Annotated in this window: 20 protein-coding genes, 1 tRNA gene and 1 pseudogene; 10 read left to right on the top strand and 12 right to left on the bottom strand. The window is 67.2% G+C overall.

All coding sequences use genetic code 11. The features are described 5' to 3' along the window. Window positions 1-215 (top strand): annotated as a pseudogene (locus A5704_RS20275) (hypothetical protein); the annotation flags it as partial. 89 nt (window positions 216-304) lie between these two features. Next, on the top strand, window positions 305-1459 hold the full coding sequence (locus tag A5704_RS20270; protein ID WP_067749215.1) for a glycosyltransferase family 1 protein: 1155 nt from the start codon (window positions 305-307) through the stop codon (window positions 1457-1459). A gap of 40 nt (window positions 1460-1499) precedes the next feature. Here A5704_RS20270 and A5704_RS20265 read toward each other — a convergent pair whose 3' ends face one another. Continuing rightward, window positions 1500-2342, bottom strand: coding sequence for a class I SAM-dependent methyltransferase (locus A5704_RS20265; protein WP_156669911.1), 843 nt, complete (start codon window positions 2340-2342; stop codon window positions 1500-1502). 232 nt (window positions 2343-2574) lie between these two features. Here A5704_RS20265 and A5704_RS20260 point away from each other — a divergent pair, with 232 nt between their 5' ends. Beyond that, window positions 2575-3201 (top strand): FHA domain-containing protein, encoded by a 627-nt coding sequence (locus A5704_RS20260; RefSeq protein WP_067780959.1) that lies wholly within the window; start codon window positions 2575-2577, stop codon window positions 3199-3201. Window positions 3202-3217: 16 nt separating this feature from the next. Here A5704_RS20260 and A5704_RS20255 read toward each other — a convergent pair whose 3' ends face one another. Next, on the bottom strand, window positions 3218-3994 hold the full coding sequence (locus A5704_RS20255) for an RNA polymerase sigma factor (RefSeq protein WP_067749224.1): 777 nt from the start codon (window positions 3992-3994) through the stop codon (window positions 3218-3220). Between the two features lie 185 nt (window positions 3995-4179). Here A5704_RS20255 and A5704_RS20250 point away from each other — a divergent pair, with 185 nt between their 5' ends. Both A5704_RS20250 and A5704_RS20245 read left to right on the top strand, forming a co-directional pair. Further along, the gene (locus A5704_RS20250; protein ID WP_067890694.1) at window positions 4180-6786 is read left to right on the top strand and encodes an FAD-dependent oxidoreductase; all 2607 of its coding nucleotides are present in this window, start codon (window positions 4180-4182) and stop codon (window positions 6784-6786) included. A 31-nt stretch (window positions 6787-6817) separates the two neighbouring features. Beyond that, window positions 6818-7066, top strand: a complete 249-nt coding sequence (locus A5704_RS20245; protein WP_067749227.1) for a hypothetical protein — start codon at window positions 6818-6820, stop codon at window positions 7064-7066. On the opposite strand, the gene A5704_RS20240 is transcribed toward A5704_RS20245, so the two are convergent. From A5704_RS20240 to A5704_RS20230, 3 genes are all read right to left on the bottom strand, one after another. Continuing rightward, a complete protein-coding gene (locus tag A5704_RS20240; RefSeq protein ID WP_067890691.1) occupies window positions 7047-8315 on the bottom strand; it encodes a cytochrome P450 in 1269 nt (422 codons plus the stop codon). The two genes, A5704_RS20245 and A5704_RS20240, sit on opposite strands and share 20 nt — an antisense overlap. A gap of 209 nt (window positions 8316-8524) precedes the next feature. Continuing rightward, the gene (locus A5704_RS20235; protein ID WP_067890689.1) at window positions 8525-9988 is read right to left on the bottom strand and encodes an FAD-dependent oxidoreductase; all 1464 of its coding nucleotides are present in this window, start codon (window positions 9986-9988) and stop codon (window positions 8525-8527) included. Between the two features lie 103 nt (window positions 9989-10091). Then, window positions 10092-10916 (bottom strand): SDR family oxidoreductase, encoded by an 825-nt coding sequence (locus A5704_RS20230; protein WP_067890697.1) that lies wholly within the window; start codon window positions 10914-10916, stop codon window positions 10092-10094. A 55-nt stretch (window positions 10917-10971) separates the two neighbouring features. On the opposite strand from A5704_RS20230, the gene A5704_RS20225 reads away from it, so the two are divergent. Beyond that, window positions 10972-11664: a demethylmenaquinone methyltransferase gene (locus tag A5704_RS20225; protein ID WP_067749232.1), complete on the top strand. Its 693-nt coding sequence runs from the start codon at window positions 10972-10974 to the stop codon at window positions 11662-11664. Between the two features lie 7 nt (window positions 11665-11671). Here A5704_RS20225 and A5704_RS20220 read toward each other — a convergent pair whose 3' ends face one another. Together A5704_RS20220 and menJ are read right to left on the bottom strand one after the other, a co-directional pair. Then, window positions 11672-12025 carry a DUF732 domain-containing protein gene (locus A5704_RS20220; protein WP_067213104.1) on the bottom strand — a complete coding sequence of 118 codons (354 nt, stop codon included), beginning with the start codon at window positions 12023-12025 and terminating at the stop codon, window positions 11672-11674. 91 nt (window positions 12026-12116) lie between these two features. Beyond that, window positions 12117-13355, bottom strand: a complete 1239-nt coding sequence (gene menJ, locus A5704_RS20215) for a menaquinone reductase (protein WP_197504920.1) — start codon at window positions 13353-13355, stop codon at window positions 12117-12119. A 15-nt stretch (window positions 13356-13370) separates the two neighbouring features. Between menJ and grcC1 the strand changes: the two genes are divergently transcribed. The 3 genes from grcC1 (at window position 13371) to A5704_RS20200 (ending at window position 15805) form a co-directional block, all read left to right on the top strand. Then, window positions 13371-14387 carry a nonaprenyl/(2E,6E)-farnesyl/geranylgeranyl diphosphat synthase gene (gene grcC1, locus A5704_RS20210; RefSeq protein ID WP_067890687.1) on the top strand — a complete coding sequence of 339 codons (1017 nt, stop codon included), beginning with the start codon at window positions 13371-13373 and terminating at the stop codon, window positions 14385-14387. A 71-nt stretch (window positions 14388-14458) separates the two neighbouring features. Then, window positions 14459-15313 (top strand): zinc metalloprotease HtpX, encoded by an 855-nt coding sequence (gene htpX, locus A5704_RS20205; protein WP_067749241.1) that lies wholly within the window; start codon window positions 14459-14461, stop codon window positions 15311-15313. Window positions 15314-15448: 135 nt separating this feature from the next. After that, window positions 15449-15805 carry a type II toxin-antitoxin system HicB family antitoxin gene (locus tag A5704_RS20200; RefSeq protein ID WP_067890684.1) on the top strand — a complete coding sequence of 119 codons (357 nt, stop codon included), beginning with the start codon at window positions 15449-15451 and terminating at the stop codon, window positions 15803-15805. Between the two features lie 9 nt (window positions 15806-15814). On the opposite strand, the gene A5704_RS20195 is transcribed toward A5704_RS20200, so the two are convergent. The 4 genes from A5704_RS20195 to A5704_RS20180 form a co-directional block, all read right to left on the bottom strand. After that, a complete protein-coding gene (locus tag A5704_RS20195; RefSeq protein WP_067890681.1) occupies window positions 15815-17368 on the bottom strand; it encodes a SulP family inorganic anion transporter in 1554 nt (517 codons plus the stop codon). A gap of 245 nt (window positions 17369-17613) precedes the next feature. Then, complete coding sequence (locus A5704_RS20190; RefSeq protein ID WP_067749252.1) at window positions 17614-18639, bottom strand: NAD(P)H-dependent glycerol-3-phosphate dehydrogenase; 1026 nt, start codon at window positions 18637-18639, stop codon at window positions 17614-17616. Window positions 18640-18680: 41 nt separating this feature from the next. Then, window positions 18681-20165, bottom strand: a complete 1485-nt coding sequence (locus A5704_RS20185; RefSeq protein ID WP_067890678.1) for an NAD(P)/FAD-dependent oxidoreductase — start codon at window positions 20163-20165, stop codon at window positions 18681-18683. 25 nt (window positions 20166-20190) lie between these two features. Further along, window positions 20191-20682 carry a YajQ family cyclic di-GMP-binding protein gene (locus A5704_RS20180; protein WP_067890675.1) on the bottom strand — a complete coding sequence of 164 codons (492 nt, stop codon included), beginning with the start codon at window positions 20680-20682 and terminating at the stop codon, window positions 20191-20193. 69 nt (window positions 20683-20751) lie between these two features. On the opposite strand from A5704_RS20180, the gene A5704_RS20175 reads away from it, so the two are divergent. Further along, a tRNA-Tyr gene (locus A5704_RS20175) sits at window positions 20752-20835 on the top strand. Window positions 20836-21707: 872 nt separating this feature from the next. Here A5704_RS20175 and A5704_RS28885 read toward each other — a convergent pair. Then, a partial coding sequence (locus A5704_RS28885; RefSeq protein WP_197508515.1) for a DMT family transporter occupies window positions 21708-22229 on the bottom strand: 522 nt, incomplete at its 5' end.

Below are 22229 nucleotides of genomic sequence, written 5' to 3'. Positions count from 1 at the left end.
CGCATCTGGCTACGGGCATGCGTATATACGTCGAGTACAACAAGAATGATCCCAATCTGGTTCGGGTGCAGCACCGCAATGCCGGGCTGGCCATCATCCCGGCCGGTTCCATCGCCGTGGTGTGCTGGCTGGCCGCGACGGCCCTCCTGATCGGGCTGGCGGTGCTGGACAAGCTGCTCGATCGCCGCGACGAGGCCGCGGCGGCACCGGCATAGCCGGGGTTGGAAGCGTCCGACCAGCAGATTTCGCGCGACGTATGCCCGCAGGCAACCTTCGCGACAGCCGGCGCTGACACCGTAGTGGTGTGCGCGTTGCAATCGTCGCCGAATCGTTCCTGCCGGAAGTCAATGGTGTCAGCAACTCGGTGCTCCGGGTACTCGAGCATTTGCGCCGGACCGGTCACGAGGCCCTCGTCATCGCCCCGGACACCCCACCGGGCGTGACCCCGGCGGATCGCGTCCACGACGGGATCCGCGTGCATCGGGTTCCCTCGCGGATGTTTCCGAAGGTCACCACGTTGCCACTCGGCGTGCCGATGCCCCGGATGGTGAGCGTGCTGCGCGGATTCGATCCGGACGTAGTGCATTTGGCCTCGCCGGCCTTACTGGGTTACGGCGGCGTCAAGGCGGCGCGCTGGCTGGGGGTGCCGACCGTCGCCGTATATCAAACGGACGTACCGGGATTCGCTGCGAGCTATGGCATCCCGATGACGCAGCGGGTCGCGTGGGCCTGGTTCCGGCATCTGCACAGCCTCGCCGACCGAACCCTGGCGCCGTCCACCGTGACGATGGAATCGCTTGTAGAGCACCGCTTCCCGCGCGTGCATCGCTGGGCGCGCGGCGTCGACGTGCTGCGGTTCGCCCCGTCGGGGCGCGACGAGGCGCTCCGGCGCCGATGGTCACCGCGGGGCAAGCCGATCGTCGGCTTTGTGGGCCGGTTGGCCCCGGAGAAGCACGTGGAGCGGCTGATCCCGCTGGCGGCGCGCGACGACGTGCAACTCGTCATCGTCGGCGACGGCGTCGACCGCGGCAAACTGCAAAAGGCAATGCCGACAGCGGTTTTCACCGGCGCGCTGTACGGCGACGAACTCGCCGTGGCGTACGCCAGCATGGATGTCTTCGTGCATCCCGGCGAGCATGAGACGTTTTGCCAAGTCGTGCAGGAAGCGCTGGCGTCGGGGTTGCCGGTGATCGCCCCCGACGCCGGCGGCCCACGCGACCTCGTCACGCCGTGGCGCACCGGTTTGTTACTGGGCGTCGACGAATTCGAGGCGAGGTTGCCTGAGGCCGTCACCCATTTGATCGACGAACGCCACCGCTACGCATTGGCCGCCCGGCGCAGCGTGCTCGGCCGCAGTTGGCCGGTCATCTGTGACGAGCTGCTCGGTCACTACGAGGCGGTGCTGTCGCCGTTCTCCCGCAGGCGGATGTTCGCCAAGCGCTACGCGCAGGGCCAGTGAACTAACGGTCCGCCCGCGGGACCAACCCCAGGCGCTGACGTCAGTGGTCGTGCCCGGGCGGGGGATCCTGGATCGGGTTGTCGGGTCGCCCCGTGTGTGGTTGCTCTGGTGCCTGGCCGGAGCGCGCCGCCAGCAGATGCGTAATACGTTGCGGATCCCCCACAGCCGCCAGTTCCTTGAGAAAGGAATAGACCCCCTGCAGGGGAAAGCGGAAGGGTTCATCCGTCGTCTTGCGCAGCACGGCGCACGCGAGACTGTCTCGGATGCCCGGATTGGCGGCAACCAACTCGGAAGTGATCTGGCCTGGGATGATCGGCATCATCATGCTGTCGCTCGACAGCACGGCGAGCAGGACCTCGTAGCCGTTCGCGGCGGCCAGGTCGTGGAAGAACCCCGGCTGGATGTTGTAAAGGCCATGGTCGACCCATCCCAGGCACGGCGTCCAGTGGATCATCACGCCCCCCGGGGCGGTGTGATCATGAATCGCCTTGAAGCAATTGGCCTGATTGAAGACGTGCTCGGTCGTGCCGTTGTTGATGCAGACGTCGAACCTTGTCCCAAGGTCGAAGGGCAGGTTGAGATCTTGCTGCAGACGGTAGTGATTGGGTGGGAGCAGGTCGATGGCGTTGTAGCTGCGGAAGTCGAACAGGGCTCGGTAGATTCGCTTGGCGTCGGCGTAGACCTGGGCCACACCGTCCGGCGGCGTCTCGGCCAGCAACGCGTCGCGCCGTGGCCCTTCGGCGAGAAGGAGCGGGATCGCCTGCACCACATCGATCATGGTCTCGGCTTCGCCGAATTCCAGGAGGCGGCCTTGCTGAGGAAGCAGCCCGCGGCGCGACGCCTCCAGCAGGAAGCTGAGCTCAACATTGGTGATGGCCATCACGAAGTCGGGTTAGGGATGCGGCGACGCATGCTCGTAGATCCTATGGCTTCTCGCCGGCAGGGAAAACGGCTACCGGTGATGCGTCACCACGGTCCAACCGCAACCGGGCGTCGTGGACCCGAATACCGGGGGAATCTCGGCAGCCGAGCACGCGATTTTCGGCTCAGCGGACCGTTCTCCGGCCATTCTTTGCGTCGCGGGGTCAGAATGGGCCGTGATAGGAGGGGTCGATATGTCGTCCCATTTGGAAGTGTGGAAGCCGTCGGGGCGGGAGCTGGTCGCGCTCAGTGGTGAACGGGTGACCCTCGGCAAGTCCTTGACCAACGCGGTGTCGTTGGAGCACGACCCGACCGTGTCGCGGGTACACGCCGTCCTGGAGAATTTCGGGCAAGCCTGGTCCGTGCGTGATTTGGGAAGCCGCAACGGCACCTACGTCAACGGGGAAAGGATCGCGGCGGAACGGATCCTGCGGTCGGGAGACGAATTGCGGCTCGGCAGTTCGCGGTTGGTGTTCTGGATGACAAAAGGGGCCGGCGAAGCGCCGGGCGACCAAGAGACCGAAACCGGCAAGTCCATCCTGCGGCCGCCCCGCATGACCGCGCGCGAACTCGATGTCCTCAAGGTTCTGTGCCGCCCGTTCGTCGCCGACGACCCGTTCCCCGAGCCCGCATCGGTCCGCCGGATGGCCCAGGAGCTGTACGTCACGGAGGCGGCCGTCAAGCAACATCTGCAGCACCTGTACGACAAGTTCGGCATCACGGCCGAGGGGGATCGCCGGGTCCGGCTGGCCAATGCGGCCATCCGGCTCGGGGCCGTCAACCGCTCCATGCTGCGTGACCGTCGCACCCAGCAGAAGTGAGCCCGCGGAGATTTCGTTACCCGCCGTGTGGCTTGGCCAGCTCGTCGAGTACCCCGCCGCCAAGCAGGGCAACGGCATTGAGGGCGCTGCGGCGGTACCCGTCGCATGTGGGGCACGACTCGATGTGGCGCGCAATGCGTTTCCGCATCAGCACGGTGAACTGATGGTCCCAGCCGGTCAGGTCCGCGGCGAGCCGCGGGCAGCCGTGTTGGGTCGCGCGGCGGGCCACCAACAGGGCGCCCAGTGAGCGTTCGATGGTGTCGCGCAGCCGCTGCAGGACCTTCTTGGTGGAGTCGTAGCTGATGCCCAACGCTTGCGCGAGCTCGGTTCCGGTCGCGCCGTGGCGGTAGGCAAGCTCCAGCACCCGCCGGTCGCGCTCGCACAATCCGTCGGCCGCCTGGTTGATCAGTTGACGGAGTTCGTTCTGGGCGGTCAGCGTGAACGGCCCGGGACCGGTCGCCGCATCGTCGGGCAGCTCGTCGCAGGCGGCCTCGCGGCGGCGTTCGGACAAGGCCCGCAGCGCACTGCGGCGGGCGATGGCGTAGAGCCACGGCCTCAGCTTGTCCGCGTCACGCAGCTTCGGCAACTGTGTGGTGGCGGTGCAGAAGACATCCTGCACGCAGTCCGAGGCGGCGTGGCGATCACGCAGCATGCCGACGCAGTAGGCGTGCAGTGGGCCCGCGTAGCGGTGGTAGATATCGGCCAGCGCCGCGCGATCACCGGCCGCCGCGGCCCGGGCGAGGTCTGCGTCGCTGAGGATGCTGCGGTTCGGCAGTGTGGTCGTGGAAGTCATGACCGAAATGCTCGGGGATTATCGGCGATCAGGTAATTACCGTGGGGGCCACTTTCTTCTCTCGGAAGGGAAGGGTTTCCTACCCATTTGGTAAGGCCCGGGCATGCCGGGCCGCGGCCGGTCGTCAGCAAATCGAGTATCGCCGTACTCAAGACAGCCGATGGGCGCGGCGGGATCATCAGACGATGACCCATGCAGCCAGCACAGACCGGCCGCTGCCGGACGTCGACGTCGTCGTGGTGGGCGCGGGTATCGCGGGCCTGTACCTCGCCTACCGGCTAAGCCGCGCCGGATACCGGTTCCGCGTCTTCGAGGCGGGCGACGACCTCGGCGGCACGTGGTATTGGAACCGCTACCCGGGCGCCCGGGTTGACGTGCCCAGCGTCGACTACATGTACAGCTTTGATCCCGACTGGCAGCGGGACTGGCGGTGGTCGGAGAAGTACGCCACCCAGCCGGAGATCCTGCGCTATCTCAATCACGTAGCGGACAAGCACGACCTGCGCCGCCACCTCACCTTCTCGACGCGGGTGCAGCGCGCAGGCTGGGACGACGATGCCTCGCTATGGCGGGTGGGCACCGACCGCGGGGACGAACTCACCAGTCGTTTCGTCGTGATGGCCACCGGCTGCCTGTCCCTGCCCAAGCAGGCCGAGGTCCGGGGGCTCGAGCGGTTCGCCGGCGAAATCTACTTCACCAGCGCCTGGCCGCACGAGCCGGTCGATTTCACCGGCAAGCGGGTGGCCGTCATCGGCACGGGTTCCTCCGGGGTGCAATCGATTCCGGTGATCGCACAGGAGGCGGCGCAGCTGGTGGTGTTCCAGCGGACGCCGAACTTCTCGATCCCGGCGCACAATGGTCCGGTGCCGCCCTCGAAGGTCGCGCAACTGACGAATGAGGCGGAATATCGTGCGGCCGCGAAGCTTTCGTTCGGCGGCATCCCGATGGAGCGCGACATCACTCCCACCTTCGGCGTTTCGGAGGCCGAACGCCAACGCCGCTACGAGCGCGCCTGGGCTGACGGCTTGCTGTTCGAGGCGATCAACGTCTTCGCCGACGTGCTGAGCAATCCCGCCGCCAATCACGAATATGCCGAGTTCTTCCGCGACAAGATCCGCTCGATCGTCGACGATCCCGACACCGCCGCCGAACTCTGCCCCACTGATCACCCGCTGGCGACGAAACGGCCGTGCCTGGACACGAACTACTACGCCACCTACAACCTGCCGCACGTGCGCCTGGTCAACGTCCGCAAACATCCCATCCGGGAAATCACGGCGACGGGGATCGACACCACCGACGAGTCGTTCGCTTTCGATGCGATCGTCTTCGCGACCGGTTTCGATGCGGTGACAGGCGCGATCACGGCGGTCGACATCAGGGGCCGTAATGGTCTGGCGCTCAGGGGCAAATGGGCCGACGGACCGCGGACCTACCTCGGCTTGACCACGGCCGGTTTTCCCAACTTGTTCTTCATCACCGGTCCCGGCAGCCCCTCGGTGTTGACCAACATGGTCGTGTCGATCGAACAGCATGCGGATTGGGTGCTCGACTGCCTCGGCCACCTGAGCGCGGACGGCTTCGAGGTCATCGAGCCCACCGAACTGGCGGAGGCCGGGTGGACGCAGCACGTCAACGACTGCGCCGACATCACCCTCTACCCCCAGGCGAACTCGTGGTACATGGGCGCCAATGTGCCCGGCAAATCCCGGGTCTTCCTGCCGTACTGCGCGGGCTTCGACTTCTACCGTGCCGGCTGCGACGAGGTGGTCGCCCGCGATTACCTGGGCTACAGGAGATCTGGCCCCGCCGGCTCACGCTGCAACGACGGAGTGGTGCGCCGGTTGCAGCCGGACGTCGAGATGGTCCTCAACGAGGTGGCGGCGCTGAATCTGCCGCCGATGGAATCGATGGGCGTCCAGGAGGCTCGCGCGTTGTACGCGCAGATGTCGATGGCGCGGCCGCCGGGACCGGATGTCGGCGAGATCGTCGACGGCGTGCTGCCCGGCCCCGCCGGCGATTTGGCGTACCGGCTTTATCGGCCTGCCACCCCGGGTCCGCATCCGGTGGTCGTGTATTTCCATGGCGGTGGCTACGTTCTCGGCGACGCCGTCGCGGATGATCCGCTGTGCCGGGATCTTTGCGTGCGGAGCGGCGCCATGGTGGTCTCAGCTGACTACCGCCATTCGCCCGAGAACCGCTTTCCTGCGGCCGTCGATGACGCGATGGCCGCGGTGTGGTGGGTCGCCGACAACGCCGAGGCGCTCGGCGGCATCCCGGGTCGGTTGGCGGTGTGCGGCTGGAGCGCGGGCGGGGGACTCGCGGCGGTGGTGTGCCGGCTGGCGAGGGACATGGGCGGCCCGACCATCGTGGGCCAGGTGTTGTTGACGCCCTTGACGTCCGGCGAGATGACGCGCGCGTCGTTCACCGAGAACGCCGATGGCTACGGTCTGACGACGCCGCTACTTCGGTGGTGCTACGACCATTACATCGACGCTGCGGATCGAGAAGACCCCCGATTCGCCCCCTTGAATGTCGCCGACCTGTCCGGGCTGCCGCCGGCCCTCGTAGTGACGGCCGAGTTCGATCCCCTGCGCGATGTCGGCGAGGCCTACGCCGCCGCGCTGCAGGCGGCGGGGGTGCCGACCGAGCATGTCGGCGCCCGCGGTCACACCCACCTATCGGTGCCGATGGTCGACGTGGTCATCTCCGGCGCGCCGGTGCGGGCGCGGATGGCGGATGCGCTACACGAATTCATCGTACAGACAAGGGTTTCCCAGCCCACGCCCTGACGGCTCGGCAACAGAGAAAGGACTCGCAAGGATGGTCACGACGCGCGCTGAGGCAGCGGAATACGTCAAGGACGCCGGAGGATTGAAGCTCGTCGTGTTCGGGGCCGACGGGCACGAGGTCGCGGCGATGTTCGTTGAAGGCGCGGTGACGTACAACCCCGAGGAATCGACCTTCATTGCCGTCGCCGAGGACGGTCACCCGGTGGGCGAACTCTTCGTGGACGAATCGGTCGATTACGACGAGAACATCGACGCCTTCGTCATCCGCACCGTGCGCTAGTCGCGGCGACATCGATCTCGGGCGTGAATTCGACTGGCAGCGTGGCGGGTCCGCTCAGCCCGGTCAGCGGCTTCCACGGCGCGGGTCCGGTGCGGCGCGCGTCGGGCATGCGCCGCGCCATGGTCGCCAGGGCTTCGGCGAGCTCGAGTCGGGCCAGGTTCGCGCCCAGACAGTAGTGCATGCCGGCGCCGAACGTCTGCATCGGCGGGGCCCCCACTCGGGTGATGTCGAGTCGGTCGGGGTCGTCGTAGACGGCGGGGTCGCGGTTGGCTGCGGCGGTGTTTGCGATGACCACGGTGCCCGCGGGGATCACCACCCCGGCGACTTCGACGTCCTCGAGAGCGATGCGCAACGTCGCGGCCGCGATGGGCGAATGCCGCATCGTCTCTTCAACCGCACTGTTCGCGACTTCTGGGTGCTCGCCCAGCAACCGCCACTGCTCGGGACGGTCGCACAGCACGTGCACGGAGGCGGCCAGCTGGTTGCGGGTGGTGTCGGTGCCGGCCATCAGCAGGCCCGCGGCCAGCATGCGTAGCTCGTCGGCGCTCAGGTGGTCGCCGTCGTCCTCGGCGCGGATCAGGTCGGAGATGAGGTCGTCGGTCAGCCGGTGGCGTCGCTGCGCGACCATGTCGTCGATGTAGGCGTCGAGCTCGTCCCATGCGGCCAAGATGTTGTTCTGATGAGCGGCGACCTCCCAGCTGAAGGCCTTGAAGATGTCGTCGGTCCACTCGGAGAACAGCTTCCAATCTTCGGCCGGGGCGCCCAACAGCGCACAGATGATCGGGATCGGGTATTGCCTGGCGATGTCGGCGACCACGTCGCAGCGCCCAATTGCGGTGTGGTGGTCCAGCAGTCCGTTGATCACCCCGTCGATCGTTGCGCCCAGCCGCGCGGTGGCGCGCGGTGTGAACGCCTTGGACACCAGGCGGCGCAGCCGGTGGTGCTCGGCCCCGTCGAGGCTGATCAGGTTGGTGGCGACGCGCTCCCACAATGGGCCGGTCGTGATGCCCTGGGAGGCAAGGAACATCCCCTGGGGCACGCGGAAGCGCGGGTCGCGCAGCACACTTCGGACCAGTTCGTAGGTCAGCACTTCCGGCCCATGCGGGCCGATCGCAATCGGTGCCCGGCGGCGCGCCTCGTGGAGAATCAGGTGAGCCTCTTCGGGGCTCTGGCAGTGCTCGTAATCAATAGTCGGCAGGCCGGCATCGAAGACGCTCGGGCAGGCCGACGCGTCAACCGTGAGTGTCATGGTGGTGCTCCCCAAGGGCGTCGGTTGAGTGGTTTCGCCACCAAGTCTTGTTTGCGCTAGACCACCCCACACGCGTAGTCGACTACCTGTCTTGCGGTACCGGTACTTTCGCGAAGTGGTTGGGCTCACCAGGCGGTGTGAAGCCGGTCGCGCCCGTGCGCCGGGAGTGGCGGTGCCGGATGACGGAAGCCGTTCCCCCGGTATGTGCCTTACCCGCTGAGCGGGCCGCAACGGATTTCGAGACGCTCCCGCACCGTGTCGAGAACCCGGCGTTGGCGCTCGCACTCCCGGCGGTGCGTGAGCATGAACCGCGCCATGCCCGGCACCCGTCGCGGCAACGGGTACCACTTATCGAAATCGAGGTTGTTGTCGGTGAATACGCGACGGGGGACGTCGTCGTAGATCAGGCTGAGATTGTGCTGAACGAGGGCGAAGAGCACGTAGGGAAACGCCAGCGGCGCCTTCTGCCTCAGATTCATCCAATCTATTTCGTAGAGCGGAATATCCGTGAGCTTGCCCAGGAACATCAGGTGGCCCAGGAAGTACCCCATGAACGCAGGCAAGTGCAGCATGGCCGACCGCACATTGATGGAAACGACCGCGCCGCTGGGTGAAACGTACGGCTCATACGGGTATTCGTCTGGGAACTTGACGTATCCGGTGCAGTTGATTATCCAGCTACCCGGTTCGATCGTCTTCGTCGATCCGCTCCGGAACACCAACTCGGTCGTGCCGTTGCGATCGACCGAATCCTCGAAATAGTCCATCACGACGTCGTTCAGCCCGGCGGAGATCGTGCGGTTCTCGGCCTCGGACAACACTCCCAACACGAAGTTGTCCGCCTGGGGGGTCAGGAAGGTGCCGTGCGTGGCGCGATACCAAGCCTGCACCTCTGATTCGTTCGTGCCGTCGTACCGGTGACTCAACTGGGTGGCGACCGCGCTCGGCGGCGTGCCCGCCCACCAGCGGCGGGCGCCGCTCGGCAACAGGTCGTCGCGACAGGAGAAGAACGTGCCGCGGCCGGCGACCATGTTGACCTCGCGGCCGGGGTAGCTCGTGATCAGCGCGTGCGCGGTGTCCATCGCGGTTTTTCCGCCGCCGATGACCCACACGGGCGCGTCGCTTTCCCTGATGTCGCCCGCCCGCACGTCGCAGTAGTCGGGCGACACCGAATGGACGCGCTTGCTCGAGATGGCCAGCGGTTCGTTCGGGGTGATCCCGAGGCCGAAGGCCTTGATCAAACGCGTGGTCTCGACGACGAGCTGCCGGCCGTCGGGGGCCCTGCAGGTGACCCGCACGATGCCGTTCGTCTCTTCTGCGGACTCGAAGTCCCAGCCGAGATACTCCTCGACTCCGACCCGCTGCCTGATCACGTCGACGCAGTGCTCGAAGTGGGCGAGCACCTCGCCCTTGGTCGCCAGATAACTGCGCTGCTTGGCGAGCGTCCACTCGATGTTGCCCGCCGTGAACATGGGGTGCGGCTGGTGCAGGCGGACGTAGGGGTAGACGTCGACCCACATGCCGCCGACGCGTCTCCGGCGGTCGATCAGGATCACCGTCTGCTCACGCGATAGGTATCGGCTGGCGGCGAACAAGGCATTCAACCCGGCGATGCCGGCGCCGACGATGCACACGTCGCTGGTTGCCACCGGCGCGGACTGGGGTGCGGACATCGGACCGCCTTTCCTCGCAGATGCCCACAATTATGGGTCCGCACCGGGCTGCCGACATGCGTAATCGACTACCTCACTGGTAGGCGCCGACGTCCGCGGCTCGCTACCCCTGGGCCAACTCGGCGACCGGCTGCCATTCCTCCCAGGTGCGCAGCCGGCTCTCGTAGTCGGCCTTGGCCGTCGCCAGCGGTGAAGCGCCGAAAAAGACTCGCAGCGGCGGCTTTTCGGCGTCGACCACCTTCAGCAGCGCCGTGGCGGACGCCTCCGGACTGCCCGGGCTGGCCCAGCGCTTGCTGCGCTCGGCCTGCACGGCGGCACGAACATCGTCGTACGCCGGCAGCGGATCGGCGTGCCTGGCCGAATCCCCGGCCCAGTCGGTGTCGAAGCCGCCCGGCTCGATCAACGTGACGTGCACACCGAACGGGGCGACCTCTTGGGCCAGCGCCTGCGAAAAGCCTTCCAGGGCCCACTTGGACGCGTGGTACATGCCGACCAATGGGAAAGCGGTGATGCCCCCGATCGAGGACACCTGAATGATGTGGCCGCTGCGCTGGTCGCGCAGGTACGGCAACGCCGCCTGGGTGATCCACAGCGCCCCAAAGACGTTGGTCTCGATCTGATCCCGTGCGTCTTGTTCGGACAACTCCTCGACGAACCCGAACTGCCCGTAACCGGCGTTGTTGACCACGATGTCCAGCCGCCCGAAGTGGTCGTGCGCCTGCTTGACCGCGGCGAAGTCGGCGTCCCGATCGGTGACGTCCAATCGGATCGGCAACAGCGCGTCGCCGTACTTCTCGGCCAGGTCGTCGAGCGATGCCGTGTTGCGGGCGGTGGCGGCGACCTTGTCGCCGCGCTCGAGCGCCGCGATCGCCCACGCGCGCCCGAAGCCTCGCGATGTACCGGTGATAAACCAAACTTTTTCAGTCACGCAGTGTTGCAACGCCGCCGTCACCGCGTAATTCCCGGACGGTAGCGTTTCCCTCGTGAGTCGTGCGGCGTTGGACAAGGACCCCCGGGACGTCGCGTCGATGTTCGACGGCGTCGCCCGCCGCTACGACCTGACCAACACCGTGCTGTCGCTGGGGCAGGACCGGTATTGGCGGGCCGCCACCCGGTCGGCACTGGCGATCGGACCCGACCAGAAGGTGTTGGACCTGGCCGCCGGCACCGCGGTGTCCACCGTCGAGCTCAGGAAATCCGGGGCATGGTGCGTGGCGGCCGACTTCTCGGTCGGGATGCTCGCCGCGGGTGCCGCGCGCAACGTCCCGAAGGTCGCCGCCGACGCCACCCGGCTGCCGTTTGGGGACGACGTATTCGACGCGGTCACAATCAGTTTCGGGTTGCGCAACGTCGTCGACCCGCAGGCGGCGCTGCGCGAGATGGCCCGCGTCACTCGCCCTGGCGGCCGGTTGGTGGTGTGCGAATTCTCCACGCCGACCAACGGGCTGTTCGCCACCGTCTACAAGGAGTATCTGATGCGGGCGCTGCCGCGGGTGGCCCGCGCGGTGTCCAGCAATCCCGACGCCTACGTCTACCTCGCGGAGTCGATCAGGGCGTGGCCGGACCAGACCAAATTGGCGCACGAGATTTCGCGGGCCGGATGGGCGGCGGTGCGGTGGCGCAACCTGACCGGCGGCATCGTGGCGCTGCATGCGGCCTACAAGCCGCTGCGCTGAAAACGGGCTAGTGGGTGCCGGCCCGCTGAACGAAGCCGACCTGGTCGGGGCAGTAGTGGTCCACAGCGGCTCCGAGGAACTGGAACGCCTGGCCCTGGGTGGTGCCGCGCGGCAGGTTGTGCTGGATGAAGTTGGCCGACTTGTACGGGTCGCCGTCCACGCCCCGGCCGATCCGGTCGCAGGTGATCTTGCCCAGCCACGCGAGCTGGTCCTGCGGCTGGTAGATACCGAAGCCGTTGACGGTGTTCTTGAACGGGGCGTCGTAATCGTTCGACGGCGGCGGCGAGGCCAGCGCCGGCGCGGCCAGCGCGATGGCGGCGGCAGCCAGGCCGCCGATAGTAGCCAGCTTCGTTCCCTTCATTAGCCGGACTATACACCGCTCATCTGAAGCGCGCGGAAAAATGTCCACTGCCCCGATCCGGCCGGATGACCGTTTGCGCAGGTCAGTCGGCTCAGCTGAACGGCACCCGGCGATCGATCAGCCGCGACAGCCGGCCGCCGCCCCGCCAGGCCCGCGCGACCCAGTCCGCGTCGTCGTCGGTGACCAGGTTGGCCATCACCCGCACGGCGATCGTCATCAGCCGCGGCGAGCGCATCGCGATCGGTCCGGTCGCGGGCAGGAAGCGCTGAAAGGTCAGCAACAGCGCCAGCCGGCGCGCGACCGAGAAGCCCCGGCCGTAGTGCTGCTGCAGCAGCGACGGCCACACCCGCGACAGGTCTTGAGACAGGCCACAGCAGTCCAGCAGCTCGGCGGCCAACCGTCCCGTCTCCATTCCGTAGTCGATGCCCTCCCCGTTCAACGGGTTGACGCAGGCCGCGGCGTCGCCGATCAACATCCAGTTGGGCCCGGCCACCCCGGACACCGCGCCGCCCATCGGCAGCAGCGCCGACGCCACCGCCCGCGGCGGGCCTTCGAAGCCCCATTCGTCGCGCCGCAGGTCGGTGTAGTAGTCGATCAGCGGGCGCAGCGCCAGGTCGGCCGGCCGTTTCGATGTCGACAAGGCCCCGACGCCGATGTTCACCTCGCCATTGCCGAGCGGGAAGATCCAGCCGTAGCCGGGTAGCACCGCGCCGTCCGGCGAACGAAGCTCCAGGTGCGACGTCAGCCACGGGTCGTCGGCGCGCGGGGTGGCCAGATACCCGCGGGCGGCGACGCCGTACACCGTCTCCTGGTGCCAACGCCGGCCCAGTTTGCGACCCAGCGAAGAGCGGGCCCCGTCGGCCACGATCAGCTGCCGGCAAGCCACCTCCGTGCCGTCGGCCAAGGTCAGCGATGCCACCCGCCTCGACGAGTCATGATGCACCGCAACGGCTTTCGTTCCCAACATCATTCGCGCGCCGGAATCCTCGGCGACCTTGCGGATCCGGTCGTCCAACTCGAGTCGGGCCACGGCGCTACCGGTCGACGGAAACGACGGGCCCGGCCAGTCGACCTGGACCTCGCCGCCGAAACCGCTCATCCGCAGGCCGCGATGCCGGATGCGGGTGTCCAGCCAGTCGCCCAGCCCGAGGCGCTCGCACTCGGCGACCGCGCGCGGCGTCAGCCCATCACCGCACGCCTTGTCCCGGGGGAAGCTGGCGGAGTCGATGACCAGCACGTCGTGGCCCGCGCGCGCGGCCCACGCGGCCGCCGCCGAACCCGCGGGTCCGGCCCCCACGACCACCAGGTCGGCTTTGGTCTCCACGCTCACCAGTATGTTGGTCGGGTGAGTACTCCGGCGACGGTGGTGGCGGGCATCGACTTCGGCGACCCCGCCTTCGCCGCCACGGTGCGCGACGGCGTCGGGCGGATCGAACAGCTCATGGACACCGAGCTGCGCAGCGCCGACGACGTGATGACCGACTCGCTGACCCACCTATTCAAGGCCGGCGGCAAGCGATTCCGGCCGTTGTTCACCGTCCTGTCCGCCCAGATCGGGCCGAACCCCGAGGCGCACGAGGTGACGATCGCCGGCTCGGTGATCGAGCTGGTGCACCTGGCCACCCTCTATCACGACGACGTGATGGACGAGGCGGAGGTGCGCCGGGGCGCGCCCACCGCGAACGTCCGCTGGGGGAACAACGTCGCGATCCTGGCGGGGGACTACCTGTTCGCCACGGCGTCGCGGCTGGTGTCGCGGCTCGGGCCCGAGGCGGTGCGCCTGATCGCCGAGACGTTCGCCCAGCTGGTGACCGGGCAGATGCGGGAGACGCGCGGCCTGACGGGCCCGGCCGAGGGGGCCGATCCGATCGAGCACTACCTGAAGGTGGTGTACGAGAAGACCGCCTGCCTGATCGCCGCGGCGGGCCGGTTCGGCGCCATGTTCTCCGGCGCCGACGCCGAGCAGGTCGAGCGGCTCAGCCGGCTCGGCGGCATCGTGGGCACCGCCTTCCAGATCTCCGACGACATCATCGACATCGACAGCGACTCGCATGAGTCCGGCAAGCTGCCCGGAACCGACGTGCGTGAGGGCGTGCACACGCTGCCGATGCTCTACGCGCTGCGCGAACCCGGGGCCGACGCGGTGCGGCTGCGTGAGCTGCTGGCCGGGCCCATCGACGACGACGCGGCGGTGGCCGAGGCGCTGGCGCTGTTGCGGGCGTCCCCCGGGATGGCCAAGGCCAAGCAGACGCTGGCCGAATACGCGGGGCAGGCGCGCGACGAGCTGGCCCTGCTGCCCGATGTCCCCGGCCGGCAGGCGCTGCAGACGCTGGTCGACTACACCATCAGCCGGCACGGTTAGCGCGTCGAGGGAACCTTTGGCGCCTTTTCAGGCGTTCAATGAGCGATAGTCGACGCTCCAAGGAGGACCCGATGACCTGGCATCCCCATGCCAACAGGCTGAAGACCTTCGCCCTGTTGGTCGGTATGTCCGCGTTGATCGTGTTCGTGGGCTCGCTGTTCGGCAGGACCGCGATGTTCCTGTCGGTGCTGTTCGCCATCGGCATGAACGTCTACACCTACTACAACAGCGACAAGCTGGCGCTGCGGGCGATGCACGCGCAGCCGGTGTCCGAGCTGCAGGCGCCGGCGATGTACCGGATCGTGCGCGAACTCGCCACCGCCGCGCACCAGCCGATGCCCCGGCTGTACATCAGCGACACCAACGCGCCCAACGCGTTCGCGACCGGCCGTAACCCGCGCAACGCCGCCGTGTGTTGCACCACCGGCATTTTGGGAATCCTCAGCGAACGCGAGCTGCGGGCGGTCCTGGGGCACGAGCTCTCCCACGTCTACAACCGCGACATCCTCATCTCCTGCATCGCCGGAGCGATGGCGTCGATCATCACCGCCCTGTCCTACATGGCGATGTTCTTCGGTGGCAACCGCGACGACGAGGGCAATCCCTTTGCGCTGCTGTTGGTTTCGCTGCTGGGTCCGATCGCCGCCACCGTGGTGCGGCTGGCGGTGTCGCGGTCGCGCGAGTACCAGGCGGACGAATCGGGTGCGGTGCTGACGGGCGACCCCCTGGCCTTGGCGTCGGCGCTGCGCAAGATCTCGGGCGGCGTCCAGGCGGCCCCGCTGCCGCCGGAGCCGCAGCTGGCCAGCCAGGCCCACCTGATGATCGCCAACCCGTTCCGCGCGGGCGAGCGGATCGGGTCGCTGTTCTCGACGCACCCGCCGATCGAGGACCGCATCCGCCGGCTGGAGGCGATGGCGCGCGGCTAGCCGAGCATGAGTCCGTCGCGGGATTTGATATCGCCCGCGCTATCAAATCCGGCGAGAGCCATATGGTGCGGAGAGGCCCGTCCCTGGGGATGAGTGACTCCCGGATTTGATATCACCCGTGCTATCACATTGCGCGTGGACCACTACACCTACCGAGCGCAGTGGTTGCCCGACTACGACGAATACCTTGGCGTATGCGTCGAATTGCCGTACCTGAGGCGCCAAGCGCCCACCGCGCCCCAAGCGGTGGCCGCCATCGAGGACGCCGTCACCGAGCATGTGGAGGTCCTGCGCGCCTGCGGCGACGAAGTTCCCGAACCGCTGTCGCGGCGCCACCACGGCGGGCGATTCCTGGTGAGAACCTCGCCGGAGTTGCATGCCCGCCTCGCGCTGGAGGCCACCGAGCAGGGTGTGCCGATGAACCAGTGGATCGTCCAGAAGCTCAGCGGGAGGGCGCCGAGCGGCACCTTCGGGCTTTCCGGGTGGGATTGAGCACGCCAATCAGGCAGCGGCCTCGGGCCTTTCGGGCTCGACGACCTCACTCGCATTTTTGCCAGCGGCATGGCCGGTCTCGAACCTCCCGCGGATGTTCACCGTGCCGCCGTTGGCTTCGTGCTGGCGCTGCCAGTCGCTGATCGTCTGATGCGCCGCGTGGTCCAGGTAGTGCACCGAAACATCCACGGTGACAACGGTTCCGGTGGGAATCGAGGCCAGGACCCGGGTGAGTCGCGGGAGCGCCAGGAACGTGCACGCGGCGCCCTCGATCTGCACCTGCCACTCGCCGTCGACGGACGTGGCGTCGACCTTGGCCCGAATCACCCGCCAACCGGTCAGCGCGATGGCCAGCGCGAGGCCGATCATCACCCCGTGCAGCAGGTTGAGGAACACCACACTGACGGCGGTCACGACGTACACGGCGAGATCGCCGTGCTTCATCGCGGTTTCGATATGGGCCGGCTTGAGCAACTGGATGCCGATGACGATGAGCAGCCCGGCGAGCGCGGCGGTGGGGATTTCGTCGACCAGCCCGGCGAACGGGATGGTGAACAGCAGGATCCACACGCCGTGCAGGAACGCCGAGGCGCGCGACTTGGCGCCCGCGTTGACGTTGGTCGAGCTGCGGACGATGACGCCGGTGACCGGCAGCCCGCCGATCGTGCCCGACACCATGTTGGCGGCGCCCTGCCCGACCAATTCCCGGTCGAAGTCTGTGCGTGGCCCGTTGTGCATCCGGTCGACCGACACCGCCGACAGCAGGCTTTCGACGCTGGCGATGAGCGCGACGGTGATCACGCCGATCGCGACCGCGCCCCAGCCGTCGTGCGGAATGTCGGGCAGCTGCAACGCGTCCAACGGCGAGCCCTCGAGGTCGATGCGGCGCACGTGGAACGGAAAGACGACCGACACCACCGTCACGACCACGATCGCGACCAACGGGCCGGGAACGCGGCGCAACTTGGTGGGAACCCACCGCCAGCAGACGAGGATGGCGATCACCAATGCGCCCAAGATGACCCCCGGCCGGTGCGCGCCGATGATCTGCCCCGGCAGCTCGATGACGTTGTGCCAGGCCGTGCTCTTGGATTTTCCGCCCAGCAGAACGTGCGCCTGTTGCAGCGCGATCGTGATGCCGATGCCGGCCAGCATGGCGTGCACGACCACCGGCGAGATCGCCAGCGCCGCCCGCGCGACGCGGCTGAGCCCCAACAGCACCTGCAGGGCGCCGGCGGCCACGGTGATGAAACACGTTACGCCCCAACCGAAGTCGGATACCAAGTCGGCTACCACCACCGTCAGCCCGGCCGCTGGGCCGCTGACCTGTAGCGGCGACCCGCCGATGGCGCCGACCACGATGCCGCCGACGATGGCGGCGATCAGGCCGGCCAGCACCGGGGCGTTGGATGCGATCGCGATCCCCAGGGACAACGGGAGCGCGACCAGGAAAACGACGAGCGACGAAGGGAGGTCGTGCCGGATGATCGACCGCACGCGGTCTTTGCGCGGGCTGGCGGTCTGGTCGTGAGGTTGGTTGCCGAGCTGTTCGATGTGTTGCATCGGTCGCTTCCCTCGTTAGATGTTTGCGGGGGATGTTCCGATGTCCGCCCCATATGGCGCTGTATTACGTCGGCGTAAACTCTTGGCGCACAAACGGTTACGACCCGGCCGGACCCACACTGGCACGGCCGGGAATCCCTGGCTGCTGCATCGACGGTATTTTGCTGGCGAACCGAGGGTCAAGCGGACGGGCCCGGCCCATATGGAATGCAAAGATTTGAATTCGACCGGTGTCGGACGGCCCGTCAGAAGCCCGAGCCGTGCACCTCGTGCCCGGGTACCTCGACCATCAGGCCGCGGTAGGCGTCCTCGACCGTCGCACCGTGGTTGATCACCGCGTCGACCTCGCGGGCGATCGGCATGTTCAGGCCGAACTCATTGGCGAATTCCATGATCACGCTGGCGGCCTTGACGCCTTCGGCGACCTGGTTCATCGAGGCGATGATCTCGTCGATCGGCTTGCCCGCGCCGAGTTGTTCACCGACGTGGCGGTTGCGGCTGCGCTGGCTGGTGCAGGTGACGATCAGGTCACCCAGGCCGGCCAGGCCCGGGAAGGTCTCGGGGTTGCCGCCCAGGGCCACGCCGAGCTTGGTCATCTCCCGCAGCGCGCGCGCGATCACCAGCGCGCGGGTGTTCTCACCGATGCCCAGCGAGTAGCCCATTCCCACCGAGATGGCATAGACGTTCTTCAGCGCCCCGGCCATCTCCACCCCGATGACGTCGTCGGTGGTGTACACCCGGAAACGCCGGGTGCGGAACAGCCCGGAAAGCCGGGTCGCCAGGTGCTGGTCGGGCATGGCCAGCACCGCCGCGGCGGCGTAACCCTCGCCGACCTCGCGGGCGATGTTGGGCCCCGCCAGGATGCCGGCCGGATGACCGGGCAGGACCTCCTCGATGATCTGCGACATCCGCATGTTGGTGCCCTGCTCGAGCCCCTTGACCAGGGACACCACCGGTACCCAGGGCCGCAGTTCCTTCGCCAGCTCGGTCAGCACCCCGCGGAACCCGTGTGAGGGCACGCCCATGACTACGACGTCGGCGCAGTTGGCCGCCTCGGCGAAGTCGGTGGTGGCGCGCAGGGTGTCGCTCAGCACCGCCTCGTCGCCGAGGTAGCGGCTGTTGCGGTGGTTTTCGTTGATGTCCTTCGCGGTCTCCTCCGAGCGCACCCACTGCAGCGTCGGTCCTCGTCGCGCGCAGATGGAGGCAACCGTGGTCCCCCAGGAACCGCCACCGAGGACAACGACCTTGGGTTCACGCATCTCTGCTGCCATGGCGATCAGCGTATTGCCGACATCGAAGATTTAGAAGCAGTTCACCCGGCGAGTGCCCGGTCGGACGCCCGGCCGAACACCATCGCCTCCTCGATGCGGTCGAACCGGTAATCGATGGCGTCGGCCAGGTAGTTCTGCCGCACGTTCCACGGCCGCCTGGTTCCCGACTTCGGCAGCGCGTGCACCGAGCGCAGCACGTAGCCGGCGTTGATGTCCCACGAGGGCTTCTCGGTCATCGGCTCGTTTCCGCGGTGCGGGTAGGCGTGCGTGTAGCCGTGGGCGGCCATGTGCGCCAGCAGCTTTGCCGTCGCCCGGGCGGTGATGTCCGCGCGCAGCGTCCACGATGCGTTGGTGTAGCCGACGCACCAGAACAGGTTGGGCACGTCCTCGAGCATGTGTGCCTTGTAGACGAAGCGGTCGTTGGTCTTGATCTCGTTGCCGTCCAGGCTGATCGCGGTCCCGCCCAAGGCCTGCAGCTGCAACCCGGTGGCGGTGACGATGATGTCGGCGTCGAGGTGCCCACCGGATTCGAGCGCGATGCCCGTCGCGTCGAAATGGTCGATGTGGTCGGTGACCACCTCGGCGCGGCCCGCGCTGATGGCCCCGTACAGGTCGGCGTCGGGGATCAGGCACATCCGCTGGTCCCACGGGTCGTACCGCGGTTTGAAGTGGGTGTCGACGTCGTAGCCGGGGGGCAGGCTGGCGATCGCCTTGCGCCGCAGCAGCCACCGCACCAACCCGGGAGCCTTGCGGGACAACGCGAAGAACACCGCCTCGGTCAGCGCGCTGTACATCCGGACAACCAGATGGGCGGGCTTGCGCGGCAGCACCTTCCGCGCGACGGCGGCGACCCTGCCGTATTTCGACGCCGAGATCAGATAGGTGGGCGAGCGCTGCAGCATGGTGACCTTCGCGGCCCGATCCGACAGCGACGGCAGCAGGGTGACCGCGGTGGCCCCGCTGCCGATCACCACGACCTTCTTGCCGGTGTAATCGAGGTCCTCCGGCCAGTGCTGGGGATGCACCACGGTCCCGCCGAACGTTTCGATGCCCGGGAAGTCGGGGGTGTACCCCTCGTCGTAGTTGTAGTAGCCGCTGCCGAAGAAGAGGAACCGGCCGCGATAGAGCTTCGGCGCGCCGTCCTGCTCGACGGTGACCGTCCAGGTGTCGGTCGACGAATCCCAGTCGGCCGAGCGGACATGACTGTCGAATCGGATGTGGCGATCGATCCCGTACTTGTGCGCCGTGGCGGCCAGGTACTCGCGGATGTGCACACCGTCGGCCACGCCCTCCTTACGGGTCCACGGCTCGAACGGGAACGACAGCGTGAAAATGCTGCTGTCCGAGCGCACCCCGGGGTAGCGGAACAGGTCCCACGTGCCGCCGATCTGCGCGCGCCGCTCCAGGATGGTGTAGGTCAGCTGGGGGTTGCGCTCGTTGATCCGGTAGGCCGCATCGATGCCGGAGATGCCGGCACCGACGATGATGACGTCGGAGTAGTCGGCGTCGGTAGGGGTCGTCGCCATTGAGAACCTCGCTTACGGCCGTGGGCTACCGGTAGTTCACGAACTGCAGCGCGACGTCCAGGTCGGCCTGCTTGAGCAGCGCCTGGACGGCCTGCAGGTCGTCGCGCTTCTTGCTGGTGACGCGGATCTCGTCGCCCTGGATCTGCGTCTTGACGCTCTTGGGGCCCTCGTCGCGGATCAGCTTGGTGATCTTCTTGGCGTTCTCGCTGCTGATGCCCTGCTTGATGGTGCCGCTGACCTTGTAGCTCTTGCCGGAGGACTGCGGTTCACCGGCGTCGAACGCCTTCATCGAGATGTCGCGGCGGATCAGCTTTTCCTTGAAGACGTCGACAGCCGCCTTGACGCGTTCTTCGGTGGACGACGTCAGCTCGATTGCCTCTTCGCCCTTCCACGCGATCGTGGTGTCGGTTCCGCGGAAGTCGAAGCGAGTGGCCAGCTCCTTGGCGGCCTGGTTGAGCGCGTTGTCGACCTCCTGGCGCTCGACTTTGCTGACAATGTCGAACGATGAGTCCGCCATTCGATCCGTCCCTTCATCCGGTGATGGCCGTTTGTGCTTTGTCTACCCCCTCGTTGTAACCTGTCTGGCGGCAGGTTGCCCGAGCGGCCAATGGGAGCGGACTGTAAATCCGTCGCGAAAGCTTCACAGGTTCGAATCCTGTACCTGCCACCAACGGGTCGATCAGGCCAAAACGCAACCGGCCGTGGAGTCGTCACCTCACCACAGGATGACGACGGCATCGTTGCCACCTACACAACGGACAGCGTCAACAGTCCTGCCTGTGCTCAAATGAGCTGTGTAACCAGTGACGCATTCCATGTCGTAGCTTTGCCCGGTAACCGGGCTGTATGCAATTACCTCAGGACCACCGTTGCTGAGGTAGCTGCCGCGCACGTTCATCGCAAACTGGCAAGAGGTCACGCCTGTGGCAACGCCAGAGTGCCCATCAGGGCAGACAAAGAATGTCCCTTGAATCGGAGGAACTCCCGCCGGTGGAGGAGCTGCCACCGTAACTGGTGGCGGGGCGGCTTGGGTGATTGTCGCGGGAGGAGGTGCTGTCACGGTGACCGGCGGCGGGCTGGCAGCAGGAGTCGTTGCATGAGGGATCTTTGAGCGTTCCGGGGTCGGCGGGGTGCGAGGTTGGTGCAGCCAGAAACCGATGATCACAACGAGCGCGGTGAGGGGGACAAAGATCGCCGCTGCGATCAGCCCGACCTGCTTCCAAGATTGGCCTTCGCGCACCGGCTGGTCCTCCCGCTGCTCGTCAGACCAAGCTGCGGGTCTCACTTCGCTCGGAGGCGCAAACTGTTCGGTTTCATCACCCCCGGCCCCATCCCCAGACCACACTCCGGTCTCTTCCTCCACCGGATCAGCGTAAAAGCCCGAAAACGTCGGCATGCGCCGTTTGGGACATCACTTTCGCAGTCAGGCAGGCGGGGGCATGTAGAAGCTCAGAGGGTCGCAATTACGGCTGATGTTCGCGTCGCCAAAGACCAGCGCCAACAGCCTGGACTGGTCTCTCGTCCACCCGCCACCAAGCTTCATCAGAGCGCGGGCTTCACGGCTTTCGGCTCGTCCTCGATCCGCACGTCGCGCCCGGCGCCCGCCGACACCGTGGCGGCCTCGCCGCGAGCCAGGCCCACCGTCGCGACGATCACCAGCGCCGCGGCCACTCCCAGCACAACCCAGTCGAAGCCGTGCGCGTCCAACGTCTCACCGAGCACGGTGATCCCGAGGACCGCGCCCACGATCGGCTTGGCGGCGATGATCGTCGGCAACGAGGCGGTCAAGGCGCCGGCGCGGTACGCCGACTGGTGGATCACCATCCCGGCCGCCCCGCAGAACACCCAGCCGTACACCTCGGGTCTGGTCCACAACTGGTCGGGGTTGTGTTCGAGGATATCGACGACGCCTTTCATCAGCACCGCGAAGACGGCCAGCAACGAACCGGCGACCGCCGCGAGCAACAACGCCGCCACCGGCCGATCCGACCAGACCCGGGCGCCGGCCATCGCCAACAGCAGCGGCGGGGCCATGGCCAGGGCCACGATCAGCCATACGTCGGC

Origin of the sequence: Mycobacterium sp. E735, from assembly GCF_001666955.1 — a bacterium.
Classification (GTDB): domain Bacteria; phylum Actinomycetota; class Actinomycetes; order Mycobacteriales; family Mycobacteriaceae; genus Mycobacterium.
The sequence above is the reverse complement of the archived record's forward strand: the minus strand, read 5'-3'. Positions and strand labels throughout refer to the sequence as shown.